We start from the raw sequence: 18,569 nt of genomic DNA on the forward strand, positions 1-18,569 counted from the left end.
TTACAATTAAAACAAACTTCTCTTCCAAGAATTTAACATGATATATGTATTATTTAAATTAAGTATCAAGCTAATCGATTGTGTAGAATAGGAAATGCCTACCCTAATTTTATCAATATAGATAACTAAGTAAGTCGTCAGGAATAAACAATACTATGATACGTAACTTAAACACTATTGAAATCCTTTCCAACACGAATGACGACCCTCGACAGTTAGCTTGATTTATAACAACCTGACTTGAAAGTAACCTCATCCCATCAAGAGAGGACACCCCTCTCCTTACTAAACAGAGGGGAAGGAGTGAGGTTTTTCATTATTTTTGGTGTACGCAGTTCATGATCGCTACTTATTTCTTGATGAGTTTATGAATTTGATTTTGCATTTTTTCTCGTAATGCTTGTGCTTGTTGATAACTTACTGCACGTTTATTAACTGAACTATTTTTATCATTTTGTTGTAGATGAGTTGTTTCTAAAGGTTGAATAAAGTAACGTAGATGACTTTTAGCTGCCCAAACACCCATAGATGGAAACAGAATAAACACCAACATCAAAGGCGATAAAGGTAAAAACGGTAATTTGAATAATCTCTGTAATTTTTGCAGGTTAGTAGACCAAGGATGTAGATTTTCATTATCAATACAAATTACAGGTAAAATCGGAATTTGAAAACGTTGGCTCAACTGCATAAAACTCACATCAAACTTTTCTAATTGATAACGTTTTTGCCAACCTTTTCTGGGCCCGCGTAATCCTTCTGGTGCGTATAAAAGAATTGTATTATCTTGCAAAGCTGTGGTAAATTCATTTAGCTCCGCTCTCACACCACCTAAAACTGTTGACCATCCAGGCGGCAACCACCAAATCATCCAAGCATGATCAAATAGAGATACTCCAGCTAAAGTTTTTAAGATCCATCCTCGCTCTTTACTTAATAAATAACATAAGGATAAAAAATCCCAGGGAAAACACATTCCTGCATGGTTAATGGCTACCAGCATTGGTTTTGTATTTGGTAAGTTTTCTAATTGATGCAATTCACCATGAAAATAATGTTCAACGATGGGAGCCAGGATTTCCTGACTAAAAAGTTGTTGATAACTAGGATCAAATTCACTAGTTTCTTGTCGTGGTGTTCGACATCCAAGACGCAACCAACGAATAAATATTGCTAGATAGAAGCCACCAGGAATTAAAAATAAGATGTATTCTAGCCAATTCCAACCATCAGGATCACAATGGTAGTGCTGCCAGTGGCGGTTAAATAAAATTAGCCAACCAGGAGGATACCATAAGCAAAACCAGTCAAACCAACTAAATTTATATCCATTACTAGAAGGAGATTCAATTGATGGGTTAATTATATTTTCTTGATTTTGATTAATCACAGTTAACAAGAAAGTAAAAATTATACCAAATTATTATATTAATTTTTAAATTTCGTTAATTACATCTTTCTTAAGACATAAAACAAAAAGTTCGTAGTGAGCATTTAAGCTTTGACTACAAACTTTAAAATAATTATTATTTTTTGTTTTTAGCTGAGTTCTGCAAGCAATTTTACAACTCGTTCTTTAACTTGATCGCGGACACGGCGGAAGGTGTCAATTGAACCTCCTTCTGGATCTTCTAGTTGCCAATCTTCAAATATTTCTCTTGTCACCCAATCCTCTGGCAAATTCACTCCACAACCACACAAAGAAATCACAGCATCGTAGTCTTCTGGATTAAAATCACTTAGAGGTTTGGATGTTTGATTACTAATGTCAATGCCAATTTCTGACATGATTTGGACTGTAATTGGATCTACATGAGAAGCTTCTAAACCTGAGCTTGTGACGGCAACTTTTCCTTGCCCTAATGTACGAGTAAATCCTTCTGCCATTTGGGAACGACGAGAATTTTTTTTGCAAACAAACATTATTTTTTTCATGATTTTATTGATTGTTAGTTGTTGATTGTTGGTTGTTGGTATATTTGAAACCCTTAACAATAACAAATGACAAATGACGACCCCTACTTATTGGCTTTTTCCTTGCGTTCGCTGTAGCGGTCTGTGAGGTAATCTACTTTGTCACGTAATAGCAGGGTGAACTTATAGAGTTCTTCCATCACATCTACTACGCGATCGCGATAAGCTGAATCTTTCATCGTGCCATCTTCGTTAAACTCTTGGTAAGCTTTAGCAACAGAAGACTGATTCGGAATTGTAAACATCCGCATCCAACGTCCGAGAATTCGCAGAGTATTGACTGCATTAAAAGATTGAGAACCACCACTGACTTGCATCACAGCCAAAGTTTTGCCTTGAGTGGGTCTGAGCGCTCCTATACTCAAAGGAATCCAGTCAATTTGGTTTTTCATAATGCCACTAATATTGCCATGCAATTCTGGTGATGACCATACTTGACCTTCAGACCATTGGCTCAATTCTCGTAATTCTTGAACTTTTGGATGGTTATCAGGCACGCTATTGTGAATTGGTAAATCACGAGGATCAAAAAACTTAATCTCAGCACCAAAACCTTCAATAATGCGTGCAGCTTCTTCTGCTAATAAACGACTATAGGAATGCTCTCGCAAAGAGCCATACAAAAACAATATTCTTGGTGGATGGTCGAAAGTCTTGTGCATAGTTTCTAATAATTTAGTTTCCTTATTCTCTTAAGTCTCGAAATCCACTGGAAAGTTGGCTATATATCAACACCGCTAATTGCGCTCCCAAAATTGGTGCTACCCAATAAACCCAGTGATGTTGCCAAATCCCTCCTATCAACGCTGGGCCTAATGAACGCGCCGGATTCATACTTGCACCAGTAATTGGCCCCATAAACATAGCTTCTAATCCTACAGTTAGACCAATTGCTAACCCAGCAAAGCCAATCGGCGCGCGGCGGTCTAATCCGGAGCCGAAAATTACAAACATCAAAATGAAAGTGAGAATTGTTTCTAGAACAAAAGATTGCAACCAATTGTTATCTAAAGGTAAAGTTGCCCCTAAATTTCCAACTTTTCCTAAGCTAATTAGTAATGTAGCTGAGGCTGCGATCGCTCCAATTGATTGTGCCAAAATATACGGTAGAACTCGCCGTCTAGGGAAAAAACCACTAGTCCAAAATGCCAGTGTCACCGCCGGGTTAAAGTGTGCGCCACTCAGATGACCAATAGAGTAGATTAAAGCAGCTACTACTGCACCAAATACAAAACTAATTCCTACATGGGTAACAGCACCTTGACTGAGTTCATTCACCATCACTGCACCAGTACCCGCAAACACTAAAGTAAAAGTGCCAATCGCTTCTGCTAATACCTCTTGTCTAAATAGAAAAAATTCTTTTACGAATGACTTCATTACTTACTGTCATAGCTTGTAAACTGTGGTGTTAAAAGGAAGTAAAAGCTAATGCCTAAAACTTGGCTTGTTTTCTTAACAACTCCCCAATAGTGAGATTTACCTCTGCTTCTCCTTCAAAAACTGTTCCTACCTTGCCTCTGGTAAAGTGAACTTTATCGAGGTGATAACCTTCTTCTGGTAAAGGCACATACCCCACAGAAGCTACTGTTGTTGGTGCTTTCTGAATATAGAAATCAACAAAATCTTTAATTGCTCGTTTCTTTTGAGCAGACTGAGCATTAACATAAATAAACAGTGGTCGAGACAGAGGTTGATATTGAATTTTTTCTACTGTTTCTCGAGAAGGCACTACTGCGCCTTTGCCACTATCAACAGGTAATGCTTTTAACTTGTTTTGATTTTCTTCTAGATAGGCAAAGCCAAAGTATCCTAAAGCATTAGGATCTTTACTTATGCCATCTACTAAGACTTGATCATCTTCACTGGCTGTATAATCCATGCGACTGGCTCCGACTTTACCAACTATTGCCTCTGTGAAGTAATCAAATGTACCGGATTTGTTGCCAGCACCATACAAATTTAGTGGACGATCCGGCCAAGATGCACGTACTTGATTCCATTTGGTAATTTTCTTTTGGGCGTCTGGTTCCCACATCTTTTTAAGTTCTGTGGTGGTAATATCTTTTGCCCAAGTATTTTGAGGGTTGACAGCAATAGTCAAAGCATCAAAAGCCACAGGAAGTTCTATAAACCTCACGCCATTTTTGTTACATACTTCCATCTCTGCACTGAGAATAGGTCGTGAGGCATTATTAATATCTGTTTTTCCGGCACAAAATTTTTCAAACCCACCGCTTGTACCGGAAATATCCACTTTTACTTGGGTTTGATCTTGGGATTCTGCTTGAAACTGTTTTGCTATTGCTTGGGTAATTGGATAAACGGTACTGGAACCATCTATTGTTACTGCTGCAACTGTTTGTGAATTAGTAACTTCAGTTACATTTGCCGATGGGGAAGTTTGCGTAGATGTATGGAATTTTGTTGTGCAACTAGTAGCCAACACCAACATCCCAAGCGCGATCGCTAACTTCTCTCCTGCCGCGCTCATGTTTCACCTCGTAGCTTATATGATAGTTATACTTCCTATCATTTCAAAAAAAGTTGATTTATTAATGATAACTAGACTACATTTTACAAAATATATCAATTTTTATTGATATGTTTTGCTGATTAATTACCAAGGAAAGGCAAATGAGAATTACCCGCGCTAGTTTTGGTGAGAGAGCCGAAAAGCTACCCGTCAGGAAAAGAGGTTTTATGAATAAGGAAGTTGAGAACGAAATGGAAGACGAGTTACGTTCTGACTGCCTTCATGAATTACAAGCAAACGTTGGTGAATCTTACAAAACAGTATAAACTTCCCACTCATCACCATCTGGATCTGTAACCCAAATTTTATCTTGCAAGGCATAGCAGCAAGTTGTGTGGTTTTCAGACCTTACTGTCAGATTGGCTTGCTGGAAGCGATCGCTTGCTTGTGCAACCTGTGCTGATGACTCCACCTCAATTCCCAGGTGATTCAATTTGCCAGTAGCTGAAGGATTTTCAAACAACACCAATTTTAAAGGTGGCTCAGCAATTGCAAAGTTAGCGTACCCTGGACGACGCTTTGCTGGCTCAGTTCCAAATAGTTTGCTGTAGAAATCGACAGCAGCATCAATGTTACTCACATTTAGCGCTAGTTGAAGACGAGGCATAATTGAGTGACTCCTTATATTTATTTACGTCAATATTCATCTATATCAATATACTATTCATGTATATTGATATATGTCAATATAGAAAGTATGAAGTTATCTAAACCTGTCCTATCTTGTTGTTCTCCCTTGCTTACTGGTCGTCTCACTCCTGATGAGGCGATGCATCTAGCCTCAATTTTCCGTATTTTAGGTGAACCTATCCGGTTACAAATGCTGAGTTTGATAGCAGCACAGCCAAGTAAAGAGGTTTGTGCTTGTGAGTTAGCTTCTCCATTAGGAATTTCGCAACCGACAGTGAGTCATCATCTCAAAGTCATGTACGAGGCGGGTTTACTGGAAAAAGAGCGACGCGGGAATTTGATTTACTACCGGATTTTGCCAGAGAAGCTAACAGTGTTGCGGGAGGCACTATCCTAACAGGAACTTCACGAATTAAAAACAATTTTCCTTGAATTTCTTTCACTGCGCTGTGACATACTCCCGTCGCTGACTCTTCGAGTACAGCGCGGGCTTCTCAGACAATCCGGCTATTGCGCGCGGAGGCTCTGAGCTTTAAGAACGGAACGCCCTACCGCTCTATTTTTTATATTTATCGCTGCATTGTGGTCACGATCTAGTGAACAACCACACTGGCAAGAATGCCATCTTTCATGCAAATTTTTAGGAACTTTCACCCCACAACTAGAACAATCTTGAGAAGTGCCGGAAGCATTCACAGCAATTACCAATAACCCAGCATTTTCGGCTTTGGTGGTTAGAATTGACAGGAAACTTGACCATCCAGCATCATGCACAGATTTAGCTAGCCTAGATATGACAAGTCCTTTAACGTTGAGGTCTTCATGAACTACAACGTCATATTTTGACAGCAATTGTCTTGCTGTTTTAAAGTGAAAATCTTTGCGTTTGTCTGCAACTTTCTTGTGTTGCTTGCCTAGTTGTTTAACAGCTTTTTGTCTACGCTTACTGCCTTTCTTCCTGCGTGAAACACGCTTTTGGATTACTCGTAAACGTTTTTGAGACTTGCGGTAGTGTTGAGGAATGGCAACAGCTTCACCCTCAGAAGTAATCAAAAATTCCTTCAACCCCATATCAATGCCTGTTATTGAATCAGGATTGATATCTGGTTTGATTTCTGGAACTGTCGAATCTTCCAAACTTAGGGTTACATAATAGCCATCAGATTTCTTGGTGACAGAAACGGTTTTTATCTTGAATCCAGCAGGTATGGGACGATGCAATATGACCTTGATTTGACCTAGTTTTGGTAGGTTAATCAAACTATCTTTTAAACAATCATCTTTCATTTGTGGGTAGGTAAAAGTTCGATACCTATCACGAGGCTTAAACCGAGGTCTACCACTTCGCTTACCATTACTATCGCCACTTAAAAAACGGTCAAATGTTACCTTAACTCGCTTAACCACATCCTGCAAGACTTGTGAGTAAATTTCACCGTAATGAGGATGAGTCTTCTTGAGCAATGGTAATGTTTTCTTTTGGCTGTAATAGTCGGGATTATCTTTCAACTCAGGAATGTGACAAACAAGGGGGCAAGCATTAATCGGGCAACGATTTTGTTCGTACCAATTAAATCTGTCCGCCAGTAAATAATTATATTGAGCGCAAAGCATGGACAGCCATTGGTCTATTTCTTGCACTTGTTGCTTGGTTGGACGTAGTTTGTATTGGTACGCTGTTCTCACTTGTTTATCACCTCCTTAGTGTATCCATGTTCGCATACTGAGGAGACATTGAGGATATTTCATGAAAGACGATTATTTAAGAATACGGATGAGTAAACGCAGGATGGATAAACTACGTTTGTATGCTCAAATGAAAGATACGACCATGACTCATGTCATAGAAGATTTGATTGATTCGTTAAACATTCCAGATATTGACAAAAACTCAACTACTCCTCAACCTGTTAAACCTGCGGTTTAATTCAGTCAAGGGGTGTTTCGTTTTTGTCCGGGCATTCATCCCGTCACTGAATCAAAGATTACAGTGCGGGGCTTCTGCCCGAACTAGCTAAATCTTCTGCTAAATAAGTTTCGCCAAATCCACCCTTTCCCAAGAGTGTGATGATTTTGTAGCGACTACGGAGGATTGTGTCAGTCGGAAGCATAAATTATGACTTGACAGCAGAGGATTTGGCTTGATTGGCTTTATTTTGACAGATTTTTTTGTATCTCAGCAAGCAAGCTCCCGGACTTTTTTGAAAAGTCCGGGATCTATAGTTCGCGATCGCATTATTTTAGGACTTACACAAGAACTCTCCCAAACTCTTATTCCTTCGTGTCCTACCCTTACCTTAAGCCTATGAGCGCGTCTACGTTTTTTCATGATTTTGTGAAGTCCTGTATTTCCAAGTGTTGGCTAAATAACCTGAGTCTCCAACGGAGGCGTGCGTTAATCTGGATTCTCTGCGCGAATGTGGTGGACTACTAGTAGTATTTCACCACATTGATTTTGATAGGTTGGCCAGATCCCCGACTTCTTCAAGAAGTCGGGGATCTAACCCCTCGCAACTCCTCAAAACTTATGTGGTCGAGTAGTAGATTATATTGAGTATTTTAATGTGGCAATGTATAAATTTAATTTGCTAGTCAAGAGTAAATTTAGTTGCGATCGCTACTGCCCTACTACCCATTCCCAAAGATGCAAATTTCCCTGTTAGATTCTCTAAGTAGAAAAATTAGTATTATTGCAATTACCGGATATCAAAAATATATTTCTCCTCACAAAGGCTTTGCTTGCGCTCATCGAGTACTGTATGGTGGTGAGTCTTGCTCTGGGTACATCAAGCGGGTGATTGCCACTGAAGGGTTACAAGCAGGGCTTTTGATGTCTCGCGATCGCTTTGCTGCTTGTAAACAGGCTAGCCAAATTTTGTTCTCTTGTCAAAGAGTGAAGACCGCAAGGGCAAAAATGCAATTTGCTAACTCTGAGTCTGAGGAAGAAGACGAAGAAGACGAAGAAGTATTAGAAAATACAAGTAAATCAAAGCGTCAATCCTCATCTATAGGAAAACACAGACCTAACAGTAGTTACAATAGACACAACAATTGTGATAATATAAACTGTGATAGCAGTTTACAAGACTGTAGTTCATGTCCTGAGATTAGTTGTGACTTTGCCAATGCTATTGGTGATTTAGGGAATTGCGATTGTAATTTGCCTGAGTGCGGTTCTTTTGATTGTAGCGGGGCTGATTGTGGTTCTCTCGATTGCGGTAGTTGTGGTAATTAGTACAAGCAGGCAGGAATTTTTAAAGTTATTAATTCCATGCTGGTCTAGATGCTCAAAATTTTTGCATTCATAAAAGTGTTTCACTTTTATGATATATATGAAATACACAAACCCCATCAAACAACCGTAGATTAGTTGTAGAGGTTCCTAGCAGTGGGCATAGTAGTTGAAAACGTATCTAAGCAGTTTGGCAGTTTCCAAGCGGTTGATCGGGTGAGTCTCGAAATTAAAAGTGGCTCTCTGGTCGCTTTATTGGGGCCATCAGGTTCTGGTAAGTCAACATTGCTACGACTCATTGCTGGTTTGGAAATGCCAGATAGTGGCAAAATAATTTTGACTGGCAAAGATGCCACCAATCAAAGTGTGCAGGAACGCAATATTGGGTTTGTGTTTCAGCACTATGCATTATTTAAGCACATGACAGTGCGGCAAAATGTTGCTTTTGGTATGGAGATTCGCAAGTTGCCAAAAGCAAAGGTGAAAGCGCGGGTAGAACAATTATTAGAATTGGTACAGCTGAGTGGACTAGGCGATCGCTATCCATCGCAACTATCAGGTGGACAACGCCAAAGGGTAGCCTTAGCCAGGGCGCTAGCAGCAGAACCGAATGTATTATTATTAGATGAACCTTTTGGAGCGCTAGATGCTAAAGTCCGTAAAGACCTACGCGCTTGGTTGCGGCGCTTGCATGATGAGGTGCATGTCACAACTGTTTTCGTTACCCACGATCAAGAAGAAGCGATGGAAGTTTCTGACGAAATCGTGGTGATGAATAAAGGACGTGTAGAACAAGTTGGAACACCTGCGGAGATTTACGATCATCCCGCGACAGCATTTGTGATGAGTTTTATCGGGCCTGTAAACGTATTACCGAGTACTTCAAATATTTTCCAAAATAATGGATTTGATTCGGCACATCCAGAAATGTTCCTGCGTCCCCAAGACGTGATTATCGAAACCTCCCCCAACGGCACTACCGTAGCTGCAAGGGTGAGTCGGTTGATACATCTAGGTTGGGAAATTCAAGCAGAATTGACTTTAGAAGATGGACAGGTGGTAACAGCACATTTGACACGCGATCGCTTTGATGAATTGAATTTAGAACCACAGCAAAAAGTGTATGTCAAGCCGAAGGATGCTAAGTCTTTTCCGCTTTATTATTCGATTTGAGAAACTAGTACTCGACCACATAAATCCCCGGCGTTTGAAAAAGTCGGGGATCTGGCAAACCTTAAATCTTCTGCCCTCAGCATAGCTTGCTTTCTTCGGTCAACTTGACTTTACTTGCGGCTGTTGTGGCTTTTTCCCGTGCTTGTTGAATGTTGCTGCCTTTTGCTAAAGCAACTCCCATGCGACGATAAGGATGAGCAGTTGGTTTACCAAATAATCTAATGTCTACATCTTTTTCTGATAAAGCCTCAGCTACACCTATATAAGCGATCGCATCTAATTTTTCTGAAGCTAAGATAACCGCACTTGCTGAAGGCCCTAACTGTTCTATATGAGGAATTGGTAAGCCTAAAATTGCTCGCAGATGTAGTTCAAACTCATTCAAATTTTGCGAAATTAATGTTACCATTCCCGTATCATGGGGTCTAGGTGAGAGTTCAGAAAAGATTACCTCGTCTTTGGTAATAAAAAATTCCACACCAAAAATTCCTGCACCCCCCAAAGCATCAGTAACTTTTTTGGCTATCTCCTGTGCTTGTGCTGTCATTTGTTCGGAAATTCCCGCTGGTTGCCAAGATTCTTGATAATCTCCTCTTTCTTGCCGATGACCGATAGGAGAACAGAAAATTGTGGGCGCATTCCATTGTTTAATGGTTAGTAAAGTAATCTCAATTTCAAAATTAATAAATTCTTCTACAATTACCTTGTGAGTGTCACCTCTAGAACCTGCTATAGCATAATTCCACGCTTTTTCTACTTCCGCTTTTTCTTTGACAACTGACTGACCTTTACCAGAAGAAGACATTACAGGTTTGATCACATTGGGAAAACCAATTTCATCAGAAATAGCAATTAATTCTTCTAGGGTAGAGGCATAACCATATTTTGCAGTTCTGATGCCTAATTCTTGGTGTGCTAGTTCCCGGATGCGATCGCGATTCATCGTATAGTTAGTCGCTGCTGCCGTGGGGATCACTGTAATTCCCCTTGCTTCAAATTCCAGTAACTTTTCTGTTCTAATTGCTTCAATTTCCGGTATTATGAAATCTGGTTGATATTTATCAACAATTCTTTCCAAGTCATCAGCACTCAACATCGAAATTACTTCTGCACAGTCTGCAACTTGCATTGCTGGAGCATTGTCGTAACGGTCAACAGCAATGACATAATTACCAAGGCGCCCAGCAGCAATTACAAATTCTTTTCCTAGTTCCCCTGAACCTAGCAACATTAATTTTTGTGGCAGTTTCATATCACTATTCATTACACTGTTCATTTTATATCTCTGCGTATTCTCAGCCTCTGTGCTTTATTAGTGTAATTATAATCTTTAAGAATAATCAAAAATTTACTGTCAATTTATAAATACTGATAAATAATCAGCTTACTGATAAATAGGAATTTGAATGATGAATTTAGTTCATTAATCTGGAATAGAATTACAAATTAACTGACCCTTATGCTGATTCACAATAATATGATAACTAACTGATAATCCTAATCGTAAAATGATGGGCATCGAACCCATCATTTTCCTAATCTCCCACCTGATAAGTTTTGTATGCATTATTTCACTGTTTGCGGGGGTACGGTGTGCCACCGCCTGAATCACTTTAGCAATTTCCTAGTGATTCACCATTAAAAATAGCTCCATTCATTAGTAAATCCCAGCGTTGCTGATTACTTAAACCAATTCCTTCACCGAACTTACATTTATCAACTAAAGCTTTTAACCATATAGTCTCATTAAGTGTAGCTCCTCGCAAATCTGCATCTGTGACATCTGCACCTGTAAAATTGGCAAAAATGAGGTCTGCATCAACTAAACTACTTCCTTTTAAGTTTGCACCTGATAAATTTCCCCGGATGAAGTTTACCCCTTTTAAATCTAAGCCAGATAAATCTGCTCCCACCAAATTAGGAAATTTTAGTTGATTAGGATACTCGAAAAATCGGCTGACACAAATGATATTTGCTTCATTGAAGTGCATTTTAGTTAAAAAATCATAACGTGCTATTCCCAGTTGTTTAAGGATTTGCCAACGTTGTTGAGAATTTTGTTCCAAGAAATAAATGGTTAGCTCACGGGATTTTAGATTAGTAATATTTAGCATTTTTATTTTAAATTGAAAAAAGTTTTGATTTTCAAATAACTCAAAATATATCACGAAAATTACTCAATAAACCTGGTATTTACAACTATCATTTAGGCTGAAGTACATCAAAACTTGGTAGTTTTATTATCTATTAACCATTACCGACCGAGAATGAATTCACAATAAATGTCATTTGTAACTTAAATTAGTTGTTGTATTCATAAAATAATTAGTATGAAAATCAAAAAAATACATATTGACTTTCGAGGTCGTTTACTGCTACTAACTACATTCTTCTTGATCGGTTTGTTCAGTGGGGTAACTTTCTTTGCAGTTGATATTTTTAGAGCAAGAGTCATATATATTGATAAAGCAAATCAACTTTTAGAAGCAAAAAAACAAAAAGAAAATAATTCTTTTGGAGTTACTAAAGTAAGTTTTTCCCAAGGATTTAGTGACAAAGGAATAGATTTTAGATGTTTATCTTGGTCTTCAAAATTTTTGTATAGTGGTTGGAGCGATGATCCGAAAGACCATGATTTTTTTATCGATCATTACGTACCTGCTGGGAAACAAGCCATTATCTGTACGACACCTGCGTTATCAGCTGCATTAGCCATACATCCTCGTAAGAAATTTCTATATGAAGTGTCAAAAATTGATTTAGATGATGGGTTATATGTTCGGGTTGTAGTTGGGTTATCGGAGGCAAGGGAGCCTTGTAAATTACTTACAGGCAGCGTAGATTGCGTGAACTCTATTTTGGCACGGCAAGCTGTAGTTAAATATGAACAGTAATTTTAGGGATAGGGGCAATGGGGTGATGGGGTGATGGGGGGCTAGGGGTCCCCACTTTGTGGGGTTGGGGGGTGATGGGGAACTCACCGGCCTCCACTCCCCCAAGGGAGTGGGGATTAGGGGCAGTGGGGAGGTGGGGAGTAGTAAATCATTAACAACTACTAACCACTAATAACCAACAACCAACAATCAACAACCAACAATCAACAATCAACAACCAACAATCAACAACTAACAATCAACTACCAACTACCAACTACCAACTACCAACAACCAACAATCAACAATCAACAATCAACAATCAACAATCAACAATCAACTACTTTCTTGTATATGTTGCTTTGGTAGACAAATTGTAACTTTAGTGCCTTGATCGGGTTGGCTTTCCAAGGTAATACTACCACCGTGTAATTCTACGCAAGCTTTTGTAATTGCCAATCCTAAACCTGTTCCAGGAATTGTGTCTACGTTACTTCCACGACAGAAGGGTTGAAATAGGTTGGTTTGATCTTCTATTGGTATACCTATACCTTGGTCTTGAATACTAAATATAACTTCAGATTCTTGTCCAGTTAAGTGCAATTCGATTTTACCTCCTTGTGGAGAATATTTAATTGCATTAGTCATTAAATTACTAAAAATTAGCCTTAACAGTCCTTGATCGCCCCAGAAGCCTTTATGATTTCCACTACTATTAAAAATAAATTCGTGGCGATCGCTAAAGAATTGTTGCTGTTCGCTGATCAGAACAGAGAAAAATTGCTCTAAGTCGAGGGGAATAGTTTTAAATTTAGTCTTATTAAGTTCAAATTGATTCATGACAAGCATGTCATCTATCAGTTTGGACATGTGTCGTGATTTTTGCTCAATGATGTGTAGAAACTTTTGTTTTTTAAATTCATCTAGATGATCGCCATGTTGCTTGAGTGTAGATGCAGCCGCTAAAATTGAAGCTAATGGTGTGCGGTACTCATGGGAAATAGTGGCGACGATTTGAGATTTAAATGCGTTGAGCTGTTTTTCTTTTTCTAGAGCAGCTTTTGTCTGTGCGAGTAATTCTGCTTGTTGAATTGCGATCGCTAGTTGCACAGATACTTCATACAGTATCTCTAGTTCGTCAGATTGCCACTCGCGTTTTCCTGTACACTGGTGAGCAATCAAAAAGCCCCAAGGTTGTGATACTACTTCTTTATGACTCAAAGTGATGGGAACCACTAGATTTGCTTTACTATCTAATGGCTCTAACAGGTTAAAATTGCAATCATCTGAGCCAGCCCAATAACATAATAAAGAATTATTAGAATTATTTTGGTCTGTAGTGTGATTTTGCCAAGTTTGTTGATCATCAATTTTTGGATGTGACTGGCATACCATGACGCGATCGCACTTGAGCAGTTGTTGCACTTCTCTAACAGCTGTGTATAAAATTTCCTCCAAATCAAGAGACTGACGAATTCGTAGCAACATAGTGGCAATCAAGCGCTGTCGTTCCTGAGTCTTTTGTAACTGAGTTTGCAGACATAATTGCTTGATTACATTACGAACTGCTAGTTGCAATACATCCGCTTTTAGGTGTTGCTTAACTAGATAATCTTGAACACCCCTTTTCATCGCTTGCACGGCAATCTCTTCATCGCCACGCCCAGTAAGCATGATCACCGGTACGGAAGAACCAAAGGTTTTCTGCCTAAGTTCATCTAAAAATTCGATTCCGCTCATATCTGGTAAGCAAAAATCTAGCAAAATCAGATCACAGGGCGTGTGTTGACACAAGCCAAGCCCAACTTCTGCTGAGTCTGCCTCCAGAATTTGGTAATAGTGGTGAGGGTCTTTCAAAAGAAAGCGACGATAGATTTTCCGATCTGTTGCACAATCATCAATGATGAGTAGCTTCCAGGCATTCGGCATAAGAAAATGGGGCAGAGGTCTAATACTCTTCCTCAACATTGTCATAAATTACGAAAACATTAAGAAAAACTAAAAAAATTGTAAAAAAATACAAATGTTGATTGTTGGTTGTTGATTGTTGGTTGTTGATTGTTGATTGTTGATTGTTGTAGAGACGTGCCATGGCACGTCTCTACATTGGTTAGTGGTTATACTACTCCACCCTACGGCAAGCCCTCCGGGTACCCTACGGGAAGCCTATGAGCGCGTCTACACACTCCTCACACTCCCCACACTCCTCACACCCCTCACACTCCCCATCACCCAGAAGCTGGCGGAACGTTAACTTGCAACCAATAATCTACAAACGCTTGAATGGTCTTTTGCAATTCTTGGACATCCATTGGCTTGACAAGATAGCCATTTGCACCCTTTTGATAACAAAATTCAATATCTTTGGGGTTAGATGAAGTGGTGAAGATTACTATGGGAATTTCTTTAAAACTTTGGTCTTGCTTAAGTTGCTCTAAGATGTCACGACCATCAATACCTGGTAGATTCAGGTCTAGTAAAATCACAGAAGGTCGGGATGAGCCATCGGGGTTTTTTGCTTCTTGATATAGGTAGTCTAAAACTTCATCCCCACTAGTACAGCGATGTATGGGGTTTTGGACAGCCATACGCCGCATCAAGCGCTGAAGCATCCGAAAATCCTCGTTGCTGTCCTCAACAACCAATAGTGGTTCGTTAAGTTTTGTTGCCATTAGTGAAGTTATGTTAAAAATCTATGTTTATTAAAAATGAAAGTTTTTTTAATATATCTTAACTTATTCTAGTGTCAAGTAAAACGTTGATCCTTCGCCTGGGGTAGACTCTACCCAAATTTGACCACCGTGGCGTTCAATTATTTTTTTGGCAATAGCAAGTCCTGCACCTGTACCACCGCCGTATTTTTCTTGAGTATGCAGCCGTTTGAAAAGTTTGAAGATGGTTTGGCGGTGGTGGGGTGGAATGCCAATACCGTTATCTCGTACGTAGAAAGTGATTGGGGAGTGGGAACCGGGAGAAGATAAAGTAGAAAAATTGCTTCCTTGTCCCCCTTGTTGATCCAAATACCCAATCTCCACCCATCGTTCTGCTTTATCGTTGTATTTAAAAGCATTGGTGATGAGGTTACTAAAGACCTCGTTCATCAGAACTGGGTCACACCGAATTGTTGGTAGAGGTCTGGGAATGCGAAGTTCGAGATTATGTTGCTGACGGCTAGCATGAAAGACATTTATAACTTGATCAAGCAATTCATTTAAATTAACCGCTTGTAATTGCAGTGCTGCTTGTCCTAATTGCGACAGTCGCAGTAGACCATTAATCAAGGCTTCCATACGTACTGACAAGGAAATCACAGTCTGTAAGAACTCTGTAGCATCTTCATCTAGCACCGATGCATAATCTTCTAAGAGAATTACCGAGTAATTATATATACCGCGCAATGGTTCTTTGAGGTCGTGGGAAGCTGCATAGGCAAAGGAAGCTAATTCGCGGTTACTGCGTTCTAACTCTTGGTTAATTTTGGCTAATTCTTCTGCTTTTTTGAGGACAATGCCCACGATCGCATTTCGCAGACTCAAGGCACTATCAATTTCGCATTCTTGCCAAGGTGCAGATGTCAATCTGACAATTTCCTGCCATTGTTCAAAAGATGTTCTTGGACAAAGGGTGAAACTACCATCTGGGTTAACTTGAATTGATTCGTTAGGATTACCAGCCCACCTTACAGTGCGGATAACTTCGGGGCGAAACCAAAGAATGTAATAATGCCGTAATTTAGAAATCCGCAACAGCAACAAACCACTAGCGGCATCTTTAAATGTTTCAGCCTCTGGATAAAGCTTTGGCAGAGAATCTGTATAAAATATATTATCGTTCACCTGAGTATCTGCCCAGGTAATTAGCGATCGCACATCCTCTAAATCTGGTGTTGCTCCCACCAGGGAAATTTCACCATCCAGACAAACCGCTGCCCCTGTCGCACCTACAAGACCTAGTAACCGGGGTTCAGGCTGGATTAATGCATCTCTAAAGTTATCTACCTGGGAAATAGATTCTACAACACCAGAACGCAGAGACTCTAATCTGGCTTTATAGTCCACTTCTTCCTGAATAACTTTATTGGCTAACTCCGATGAGACAATTTGTCCCAAAAATTCACAGCCACTGCGGATTTCGTAAGGCACATATTTGGGAGTTTGATGATGACAGGAAATTAATCCCCACAGGTTGCCATTTTTAATCAGGGGAATCACCATTAAAGCTGCCACACCCATATTTTGATGAAATTCCACACAACAAGGATGAACACTCCGCAGTACAGATAGACTTAAATCCAGGGGAGTATCATCTATGCTAGAAAGCAATTCCACAGGCTGGGCATTAATTCTGGGTATAAGTCGCAACGAATTGCGTCTGTATAAATCTCTAGCTGGTTCTGGAATATCTGTGGCTGGATAATGAAGTCCCAAATAAGGCGACAACTCTTGTGTTTTTACTTCAGCAATTACTTCCCCCGCCCCTTGGTGGTCAAATTGGTAGACCATGACTCGATCAAACCCTGTAATTTCACGGGTTTGTTGGGCTGCAAGTTGTAAGAAATCTATTAGGTTATTTGTGCGTTTAAGTTTGGCGATCGCTCTTTTAATTAAAGCGTAGATATTGATGAAATTTACTTCGTCTGGTGATTGTGTTGATTCTAACTCCAGAATGATTTTGTCACCTAAGTGATGCACAAAAGCATGGAAGTCTCGCTTACCTTCTTTTGTAGGGACTGATAGCTTCAGGTAATTGAGAGTATCAATTTCTTCTGTTGGAAGTTGAGCGATCGCTTCTAAACCCGGAGCATCAAGCAAAGAACTGAGGGGTTGACCTAGCAACTCCTCTGGCTGTTTGTCCAAATAGACTTGGGTATTACTGCTAACCTGTAGTATCTCCAACTGGGTACTTAGCGCTAGTAGTACACCATGAGGCTGGATTGAGCCAGGGTTAAGAGTGAGTTCGTTGTGACTGTTTGATAGCAACTCCAAATAATGAGATTTTAAATACAGTGTTAGTTAAACTACATTTTTGGGGTTGGTATTTTTAATACCCCAATATAAACAATTTTTTATATTTTAATATTTTTTAAAGATTTTGGATAGATAGAAATCTAAATAGAAGAGATAAGGAATAGTTTAGGTTTTCTGTAACCACACAGTTGACAAAAATTATAGATTATTGTTCCTCTGGGTAGGCTATGGCAAAATCGCTAGTAGTTCACCAAATTGATTTTGATAGGTCGGCCACATCCCCGACTTTTTTAAAAAAGTCGGGGTTCTGACGCCTCGGAAGCTGTCAAAACTTGTGTGGTTGATTACTAGTAATACTTGGGTGATTTTCAGCATATTTCCTGATCGGCAAAATACTCAACCCAATATGCCATTCTGAAGCATTAGAACCCAAAGGTGTGATCGCGTCAAACGCTAAAGCACTAGTGAGGAGCAAGTTTAATAGCGTGTTAGACAGATGCGATCGCTAATTCAATAACCTACGACAATCAAAATTAATCATCAAACTTCACTCCCAAATCTATATTTAATGCCTGTTCAATCTTGCGAATAATTTCTTCTGTGGCAGGCGCACGTAAGTCTTCAGCTTCCAATTGATACCAATAAGCACGGCTAATTCCACTGTCGCGACAAATTTGAGTTAGGGAACGCCCATCTTTCTCCCTAGCCTCTTTAATTCGTTGTCCTAGCCCTGGAAAGTCGAGAGTAATTTCTATTGTTCGTTTAACTTGCATTTTAATTACAGGTAAATTTTCAGACTTCATTTTATTGTAAATTTTCTGAAAAATATTGACAAGTTTAGGCAGAAAATAGACAATGAAAGTATAGAGAAAGCGGTTCCACCGACCAAAGTACAAACCGCCTCTCTATGCCTCAAAACTTAAGTTAAGGACATTAACCAAAACAAAGTTAAGGATATTAAAATTATGCCACAACCTATTCTTTGCAAAACACCTACAAAAGGCTGGTTAAATTTAGCTTACGCTCGTCAAGTTCAGTTTTGCAAAATTTATGTTAATCCCTCCAAAGAGCAAAGAGTTTGCGTTATTACTTGGAGTAATGGTCAGAAGGAAGGATTTTTTGACCTAGATGCCCAAGCGATCGCTCAAACTTGGAAAATTTACACAAAAATTTAAATTGTAGGG

23 protein-coding genes are annotated in these 18,569 nt (G+C 39.4%); 7 read left to right on the plus strand and 16 right to left on the minus strand.

The window, feature by feature from the left end:
- Nucleotides 1–349 precede the first annotated feature (349 nt).
- From UYI_RS0100750 to UYI_RS0100770, 5 genes are all read right to left on the minus strand, one after another.
- Nucleotides 350–1,390, minus strand: coding sequence for a 1-acyl-sn-glycerol-3-phosphate acyltransferase (locus UYI_RS0100750; RefSeq protein WP_016864782.1), 1,041 nt, complete (start codon nt 1,388–1,390; stop codon nt 350–352).
- A 149-nt stretch (nt 1,391–1,539) separates the two neighbouring features.
- Entirely contained in the window at nt 1,540–1,935 is a 396-nt protein-coding gene (gene arsC / locus UYI_RS0100755) for an arsenate reductase, glutathione/glutaredoxin type (protein ID WP_026085666.1), read from the minus strand.
- An 83-nt stretch (nt 1,936–2,018) separates the two neighbouring features.
- Nucleotides 2,019–2,636: an arsenical resistance protein ArsH gene (gene arsH, locus UYI_RS0100760; RefSeq protein ID WP_016864784.1), complete on the minus strand. Its 618-nt coding sequence runs from the start codon at nt 2,634–2,636 to the stop codon at nt 2,019–2,021.
- Nucleotides 2,637–2,658: 22 nt separating this feature from the next.
- Nucleotides 2,659–3,354, minus strand: a complete 696-nt coding sequence (locus tag UYI_RS0100765) for an MIP/aquaporin family protein (RefSeq protein WP_016864785.1) — start codon at nt 3,352–3,354, stop codon at nt 2,659–2,661.
- A gap of 55 nt (nt 3,355–3,409) precedes the next feature.
- Nucleotides 3,410–4,468: a PstS family phosphate ABC transporter substrate-binding protein gene (locus UYI_RS0100770; RefSeq protein WP_016864786.1), complete on the minus strand. Its 1,059-nt coding sequence runs from the start codon at nt 4,466–4,468 to the stop codon at nt 3,410–3,412.
- A gap of 143 nt (nt 4,469–4,611) precedes the next feature.
- Between UYI_RS0100770 and UYI_RS36350 the strand changes: the two genes are divergently transcribed.
- The gene (locus tag UYI_RS36350; RefSeq protein WP_016864787.1) at nt 4,612–4,776 is read left to right on the plus strand and encodes a hypothetical protein; all 165 of its coding nucleotides are present in this window, start codon (nt 4,612–4,614) and stop codon (nt 4,774–4,776) included.
- Here UYI_RS36350 and UYI_RS0100780 read toward each other — a convergent pair.
- Nucleotides 4,761–5,117 carry an ArsI/CadI family heavy metal resistance metalloenzyme gene (locus tag UYI_RS0100780; protein ID WP_016864788.1) on the minus strand — a complete coding sequence of 119 codons (357 nt, stop codon included), beginning with the start codon at nt 5,115–5,117 and terminating at the stop codon, nt 4,761–4,763. The genes UYI_RS36350 and UYI_RS0100780 overlap by 16 nt on opposite strands.
- 90 nt (nt 5,118–5,207) lie before the next feature.
- Between UYI_RS0100780 and UYI_RS0100785 the strand changes: the two genes are divergently transcribed.
- Nucleotides 5,208–5,537, plus strand: coding sequence for an ArsR/SmtB family transcription factor (locus UYI_RS0100785; protein WP_016864789.1), 330 nt, complete (start codon nt 5,208–5,210; stop codon nt 5,535–5,537).
- A 110-nt stretch (nt 5,538–5,647) separates the two neighbouring features.
- On the opposite strand, the gene UYI_RS31685 is transcribed toward UYI_RS0100785, so the two are convergent.
- The gene (locus UYI_RS31685; RefSeq protein ID WP_016864790.1) at nt 5,648–6,826 is read right to left on the minus strand and encodes an RNA-guided endonuclease InsQ/TnpB family protein; all 1,179 of its coding nucleotides are present in this window, start codon (nt 6,824–6,826) and stop codon (nt 5,648–5,650) included.
- Between the two features lie 88 nt (nt 6,827–6,914).
- Here UYI_RS31685 and UYI_RS0100795 point away from each other — a divergent pair, with 88 nt between their 5' ends.
- Nucleotides 6,915–7,067, plus strand: coding sequence for a hypothetical protein (locus tag UYI_RS0100795; RefSeq protein WP_235147885.1), 153 nt, complete (start codon nt 6,915–6,917; stop codon nt 7,065–7,067).
- A 58-nt stretch (nt 7,068–7,125) separates the two neighbouring features.
- Here UYI_RS0100795 and UYI_RS39490 read toward each other — a convergent pair whose 3' ends face one another.
- Nucleotides 7,126–7,251 (minus strand): hypothetical protein, encoded by a 126-nt coding sequence (locus UYI_RS39490; RefSeq protein ID WP_016864792.1) that lies wholly within the window; start codon nt 7,249–7,251, stop codon nt 7,126–7,128.
- A 533-nt stretch (nt 7,252–7,784) separates the two neighbouring features.
- Here UYI_RS39490 and yidD point away from each other — a divergent pair.
- The gene (yidD, locus tag UYI_RS0100805; protein ID WP_016864793.1) at nt 7,785–8,375 is read left to right on the plus strand and encodes a membrane protein insertion efficiency factor YidD; all 591 of its coding nucleotides are present in this window, start codon (nt 7,785–7,787) and stop codon (nt 8,373–8,375) included.
- A 153-nt stretch (nt 8,376–8,528) separates the two neighbouring features.
- Nucleotides 8,529–9,545, plus strand: coding sequence for a sulfate/molybdate ABC transporter ATP-binding protein (locus UYI_RS0100810; protein WP_016864794.1), 1,017 nt, complete (start codon nt 8,529–8,531; stop codon nt 9,543–9,545).
- A 76-nt stretch (nt 9,546–9,621) separates the two neighbouring features.
- Here the strand turns inward: UYI_RS0100810 and purT are convergent, their stop codons facing one another.
- A complete protein-coding gene (purT, locus tag UYI_RS0100815; RefSeq protein ID WP_026085667.1) occupies nt 9,622–10,809 on the minus strand; it encodes a formate-dependent phosphoribosylglycinamide formyltransferase in 1,188 nt (395 codons plus the stop codon).
- A 349-nt stretch (nt 10,810–11,158) separates the two neighbouring features.
- On the minus strand, nt 11,159–11,659 hold the full coding sequence (locus UYI_RS0100820; RefSeq protein ID WP_035137894.1) for a pentapeptide repeat-containing protein: 501 nt from the start codon (nt 11,657–11,659) through the stop codon (nt 11,159–11,161).
- 216 nt (nt 11,660–11,875) lie between these two features.
- Between UYI_RS0100820 and UYI_RS0100825 the strand changes: the two genes are divergently transcribed.
- Nucleotides 11,876–12,439 carry a hypothetical protein gene (locus tag UYI_RS0100825; protein WP_016864797.1) on the plus strand — a complete coding sequence of 188 codons (564 nt, stop codon included), beginning with the start codon at nt 11,876–11,878 and terminating at the stop codon, nt 12,437–12,439.
- Nucleotides 12,440–12,754: 315 nt separating this feature from the next.
- Here UYI_RS0100825 and UYI_RS0100830 read toward each other — a convergent pair whose 3' ends face one another.
- The 6 genes from UYI_RS0100830 to UYI_RS0100855 form a co-directional block, all read right to left on the minus strand.
- Nucleotides 12,755–14,347 carry a hybrid sensor histidine kinase/response regulator gene (locus UYI_RS0100830; RefSeq protein WP_016864798.1) on the minus strand — a complete coding sequence of 531 codons (1,593 nt, stop codon included), beginning with the start codon at nt 14,345–14,347 and terminating at the stop codon, nt 12,755–12,757.
- Nucleotides 14,348–14,366: 19 nt separating this feature from the next.
- Complete coding sequence (locus UYI_RS37480) at nt 14,367–14,510, minus strand: hypothetical protein (protein ID WP_016864799.1); 144 nt, start codon at nt 14,508–14,510, stop codon at nt 14,367–14,369.
- Between the two features lie 136 nt (nt 14,511–14,646).
- Nucleotides 14,647–15,090, minus strand: coding sequence for a response regulator (locus UYI_RS0100840; protein WP_016864800.1), 444 nt, complete (start codon nt 15,088–15,090; stop codon nt 14,647–14,649).
- 63 nt (nt 15,091–15,153) lie between these two features.
- The gene (locus tag UYI_RS0100845; RefSeq protein ID WP_016864801.1) at nt 15,154–17,403 is read right to left on the minus strand and encodes an ATP-binding protein; all 2,250 of its coding nucleotides are present in this window, start codon (nt 17,401–17,403) and stop codon (nt 15,154–15,156) included.
- A 207-nt stretch (nt 17,404–17,610) separates the two neighbouring features.
- Complete coding sequence (locus UYI_RS38545; RefSeq protein WP_016864802.1) at nt 17,611–17,760, minus strand: hypothetical protein; 150 nt, start codon at nt 17,758–17,760, stop codon at nt 17,611–17,613.
- A 158-nt stretch (nt 17,761–17,918) separates the two neighbouring features.
- On the minus strand, nt 17,919–18,188 hold the full coding sequence (locus UYI_RS0100855; protein ID WP_235147886.1) for a helix-turn-helix domain-containing protein: 270 nt from the start codon (nt 18,186–18,188) through the stop codon (nt 17,919–17,921).
- 162 nt (nt 18,189–18,350) lie between these two features.
- On the opposite strand from UYI_RS0100855, the gene UYI_RS0100860 reads away from it, so the two are divergent.
- Nucleotides 18,351–18,560: a hypothetical protein gene (locus tag UYI_RS0100860; RefSeq protein ID WP_016864804.1), complete on the plus strand. Its 210-nt coding sequence runs from the start codon at nt 18,351–18,353 to the stop codon at nt 18,558–18,560.
- The last annotated feature ends 9 nt before the right edge of the window (nt 18,561–18,569 follow it).

This window comes from Fischerella muscicola PCC 7414 (assembly GCF_000317205.1).
GTDB lineage: Bacteria > Cyanobacteriota > Cyanobacteriia > Cyanobacteriales > Nostocaceae > Fischerella > Fischerella muscicola.

Coding starts and splice junctions, on each gene's coding strand:
- arsC (WP_026085666.1), bottom strand. CDS start 1,935: ATGAAAAAAATAATGTTTGTTTGCAAAAAAAATTCTCGTCGTTCCCAA.
- arsH (WP_016864784.1), bottom strand. CDS start 2,636: ATGCACAAGACTTTCGACCATCCACCAAGAATATTGTTTTTGTATGGC.
- UYI_RS0100765 (WP_016864785.1), bottom strand. CDS start 3,354: ATGAAGTCATTCGTAAAAGAATTTTTTCTATTTAGACAAGAGGTATTA.
- UYI_RS0100770 (WP_016864786.1), bottom strand. CDS start 4,468: ATGAGCGCGGCAGGAGAGAAGTTAGCGATCGCGCTTGGGATGTTGGTG.
- UYI_RS36350 (WP_016864787.1), top strand. CDS start 4,612: ATGAGAATTACCCGCGCTAGTTTTGGTGAGAGAGCCGAAAAGCTACCC.
- UYI_RS0100780 (WP_016864788.1), bottom strand. CDS start 5,117: ATGCCTCGTCTTCAACTAGCGCTAAATGTGAGTAACATTGATGCTGCT.
- UYI_RS0100785 (WP_016864789.1), top strand. CDS start 5,208: ATGAAGTTATCTAAACCTGTCCTATCTTGTTGTTCTCCCTTGCTTACT.
- UYI_RS0100795 (WP_235147885.1), top strand. CDS start 6,915: ATGAGTAAACGCAGGATGGATAAACTACGTTTGTATGCTCAAATGAAA.
- UYI_RS39490 (WP_016864792.1), bottom strand. CDS start 7,251: ATGCTTCCGACTGACACAATCCTCCGTAGTCGCTACAAAATCATCACA.
- yidD (WP_016864793.1), top strand. CDS start 7,785: ATGCAAATTTCCCTGTTAGATTCTCTAAGTAGAAAAATTAGTATTATT.
- purT (WP_026085667.1), bottom strand. CDS start 10,809: ATGAATAGTGATATGAAACTGCCACAAAAATTAATGTTGCTAGGTTCA.
- UYI_RS0100820 (WP_035137894.1), bottom strand. CDS start 11,659: ATGCTAAATATTACTAATCTAAAATCCCGTGAGCTAACCATTTATTTC.
- UYI_RS0100825 (WP_016864797.1), top strand. CDS start 11,876: ATGAAAATCAAAAAAATACATATTGACTTTCGAGGTCGTTTACTGCTA.
- UYI_RS0100830 (WP_016864798.1), bottom strand. CDS start 14,347: ATGCCGAATGCCTGGAAGCTACTCATCATTGATGATTGTGCAACAGAT.
- UYI_RS37480 (WP_016864799.1), bottom strand. CDS start 14,510: ATGGCACGTCTCTACAACAATCAACAATCAACAATCAACAACCAACAA.
- UYI_RS0100840 (WP_016864800.1), bottom strand. CDS start 15,090: ATGGCAACAAAACTTAACGAACCACTATTGGTTGTTGAGGACAGCAAC.
- UYI_RS38545 (WP_016864802.1), bottom strand. CDS start 17,760: ATGCTGAAAATCACCCAAGTATTACTAGTAATCAACCACACAAGTTTT.
- UYI_RS0100855 (WP_235147886.1), bottom strand. CDS start 18,188: ATGAAGTCTGAAAATTTACCTGTAATTAAAATGCAAGTTAAACGAACA.
- UYI_RS0100860 (WP_016864804.1), top strand. CDS start 18,351: ATGCCACAACCTATTCTTTGCAAAACACCTACAAAAGGCTGGTTAAAT.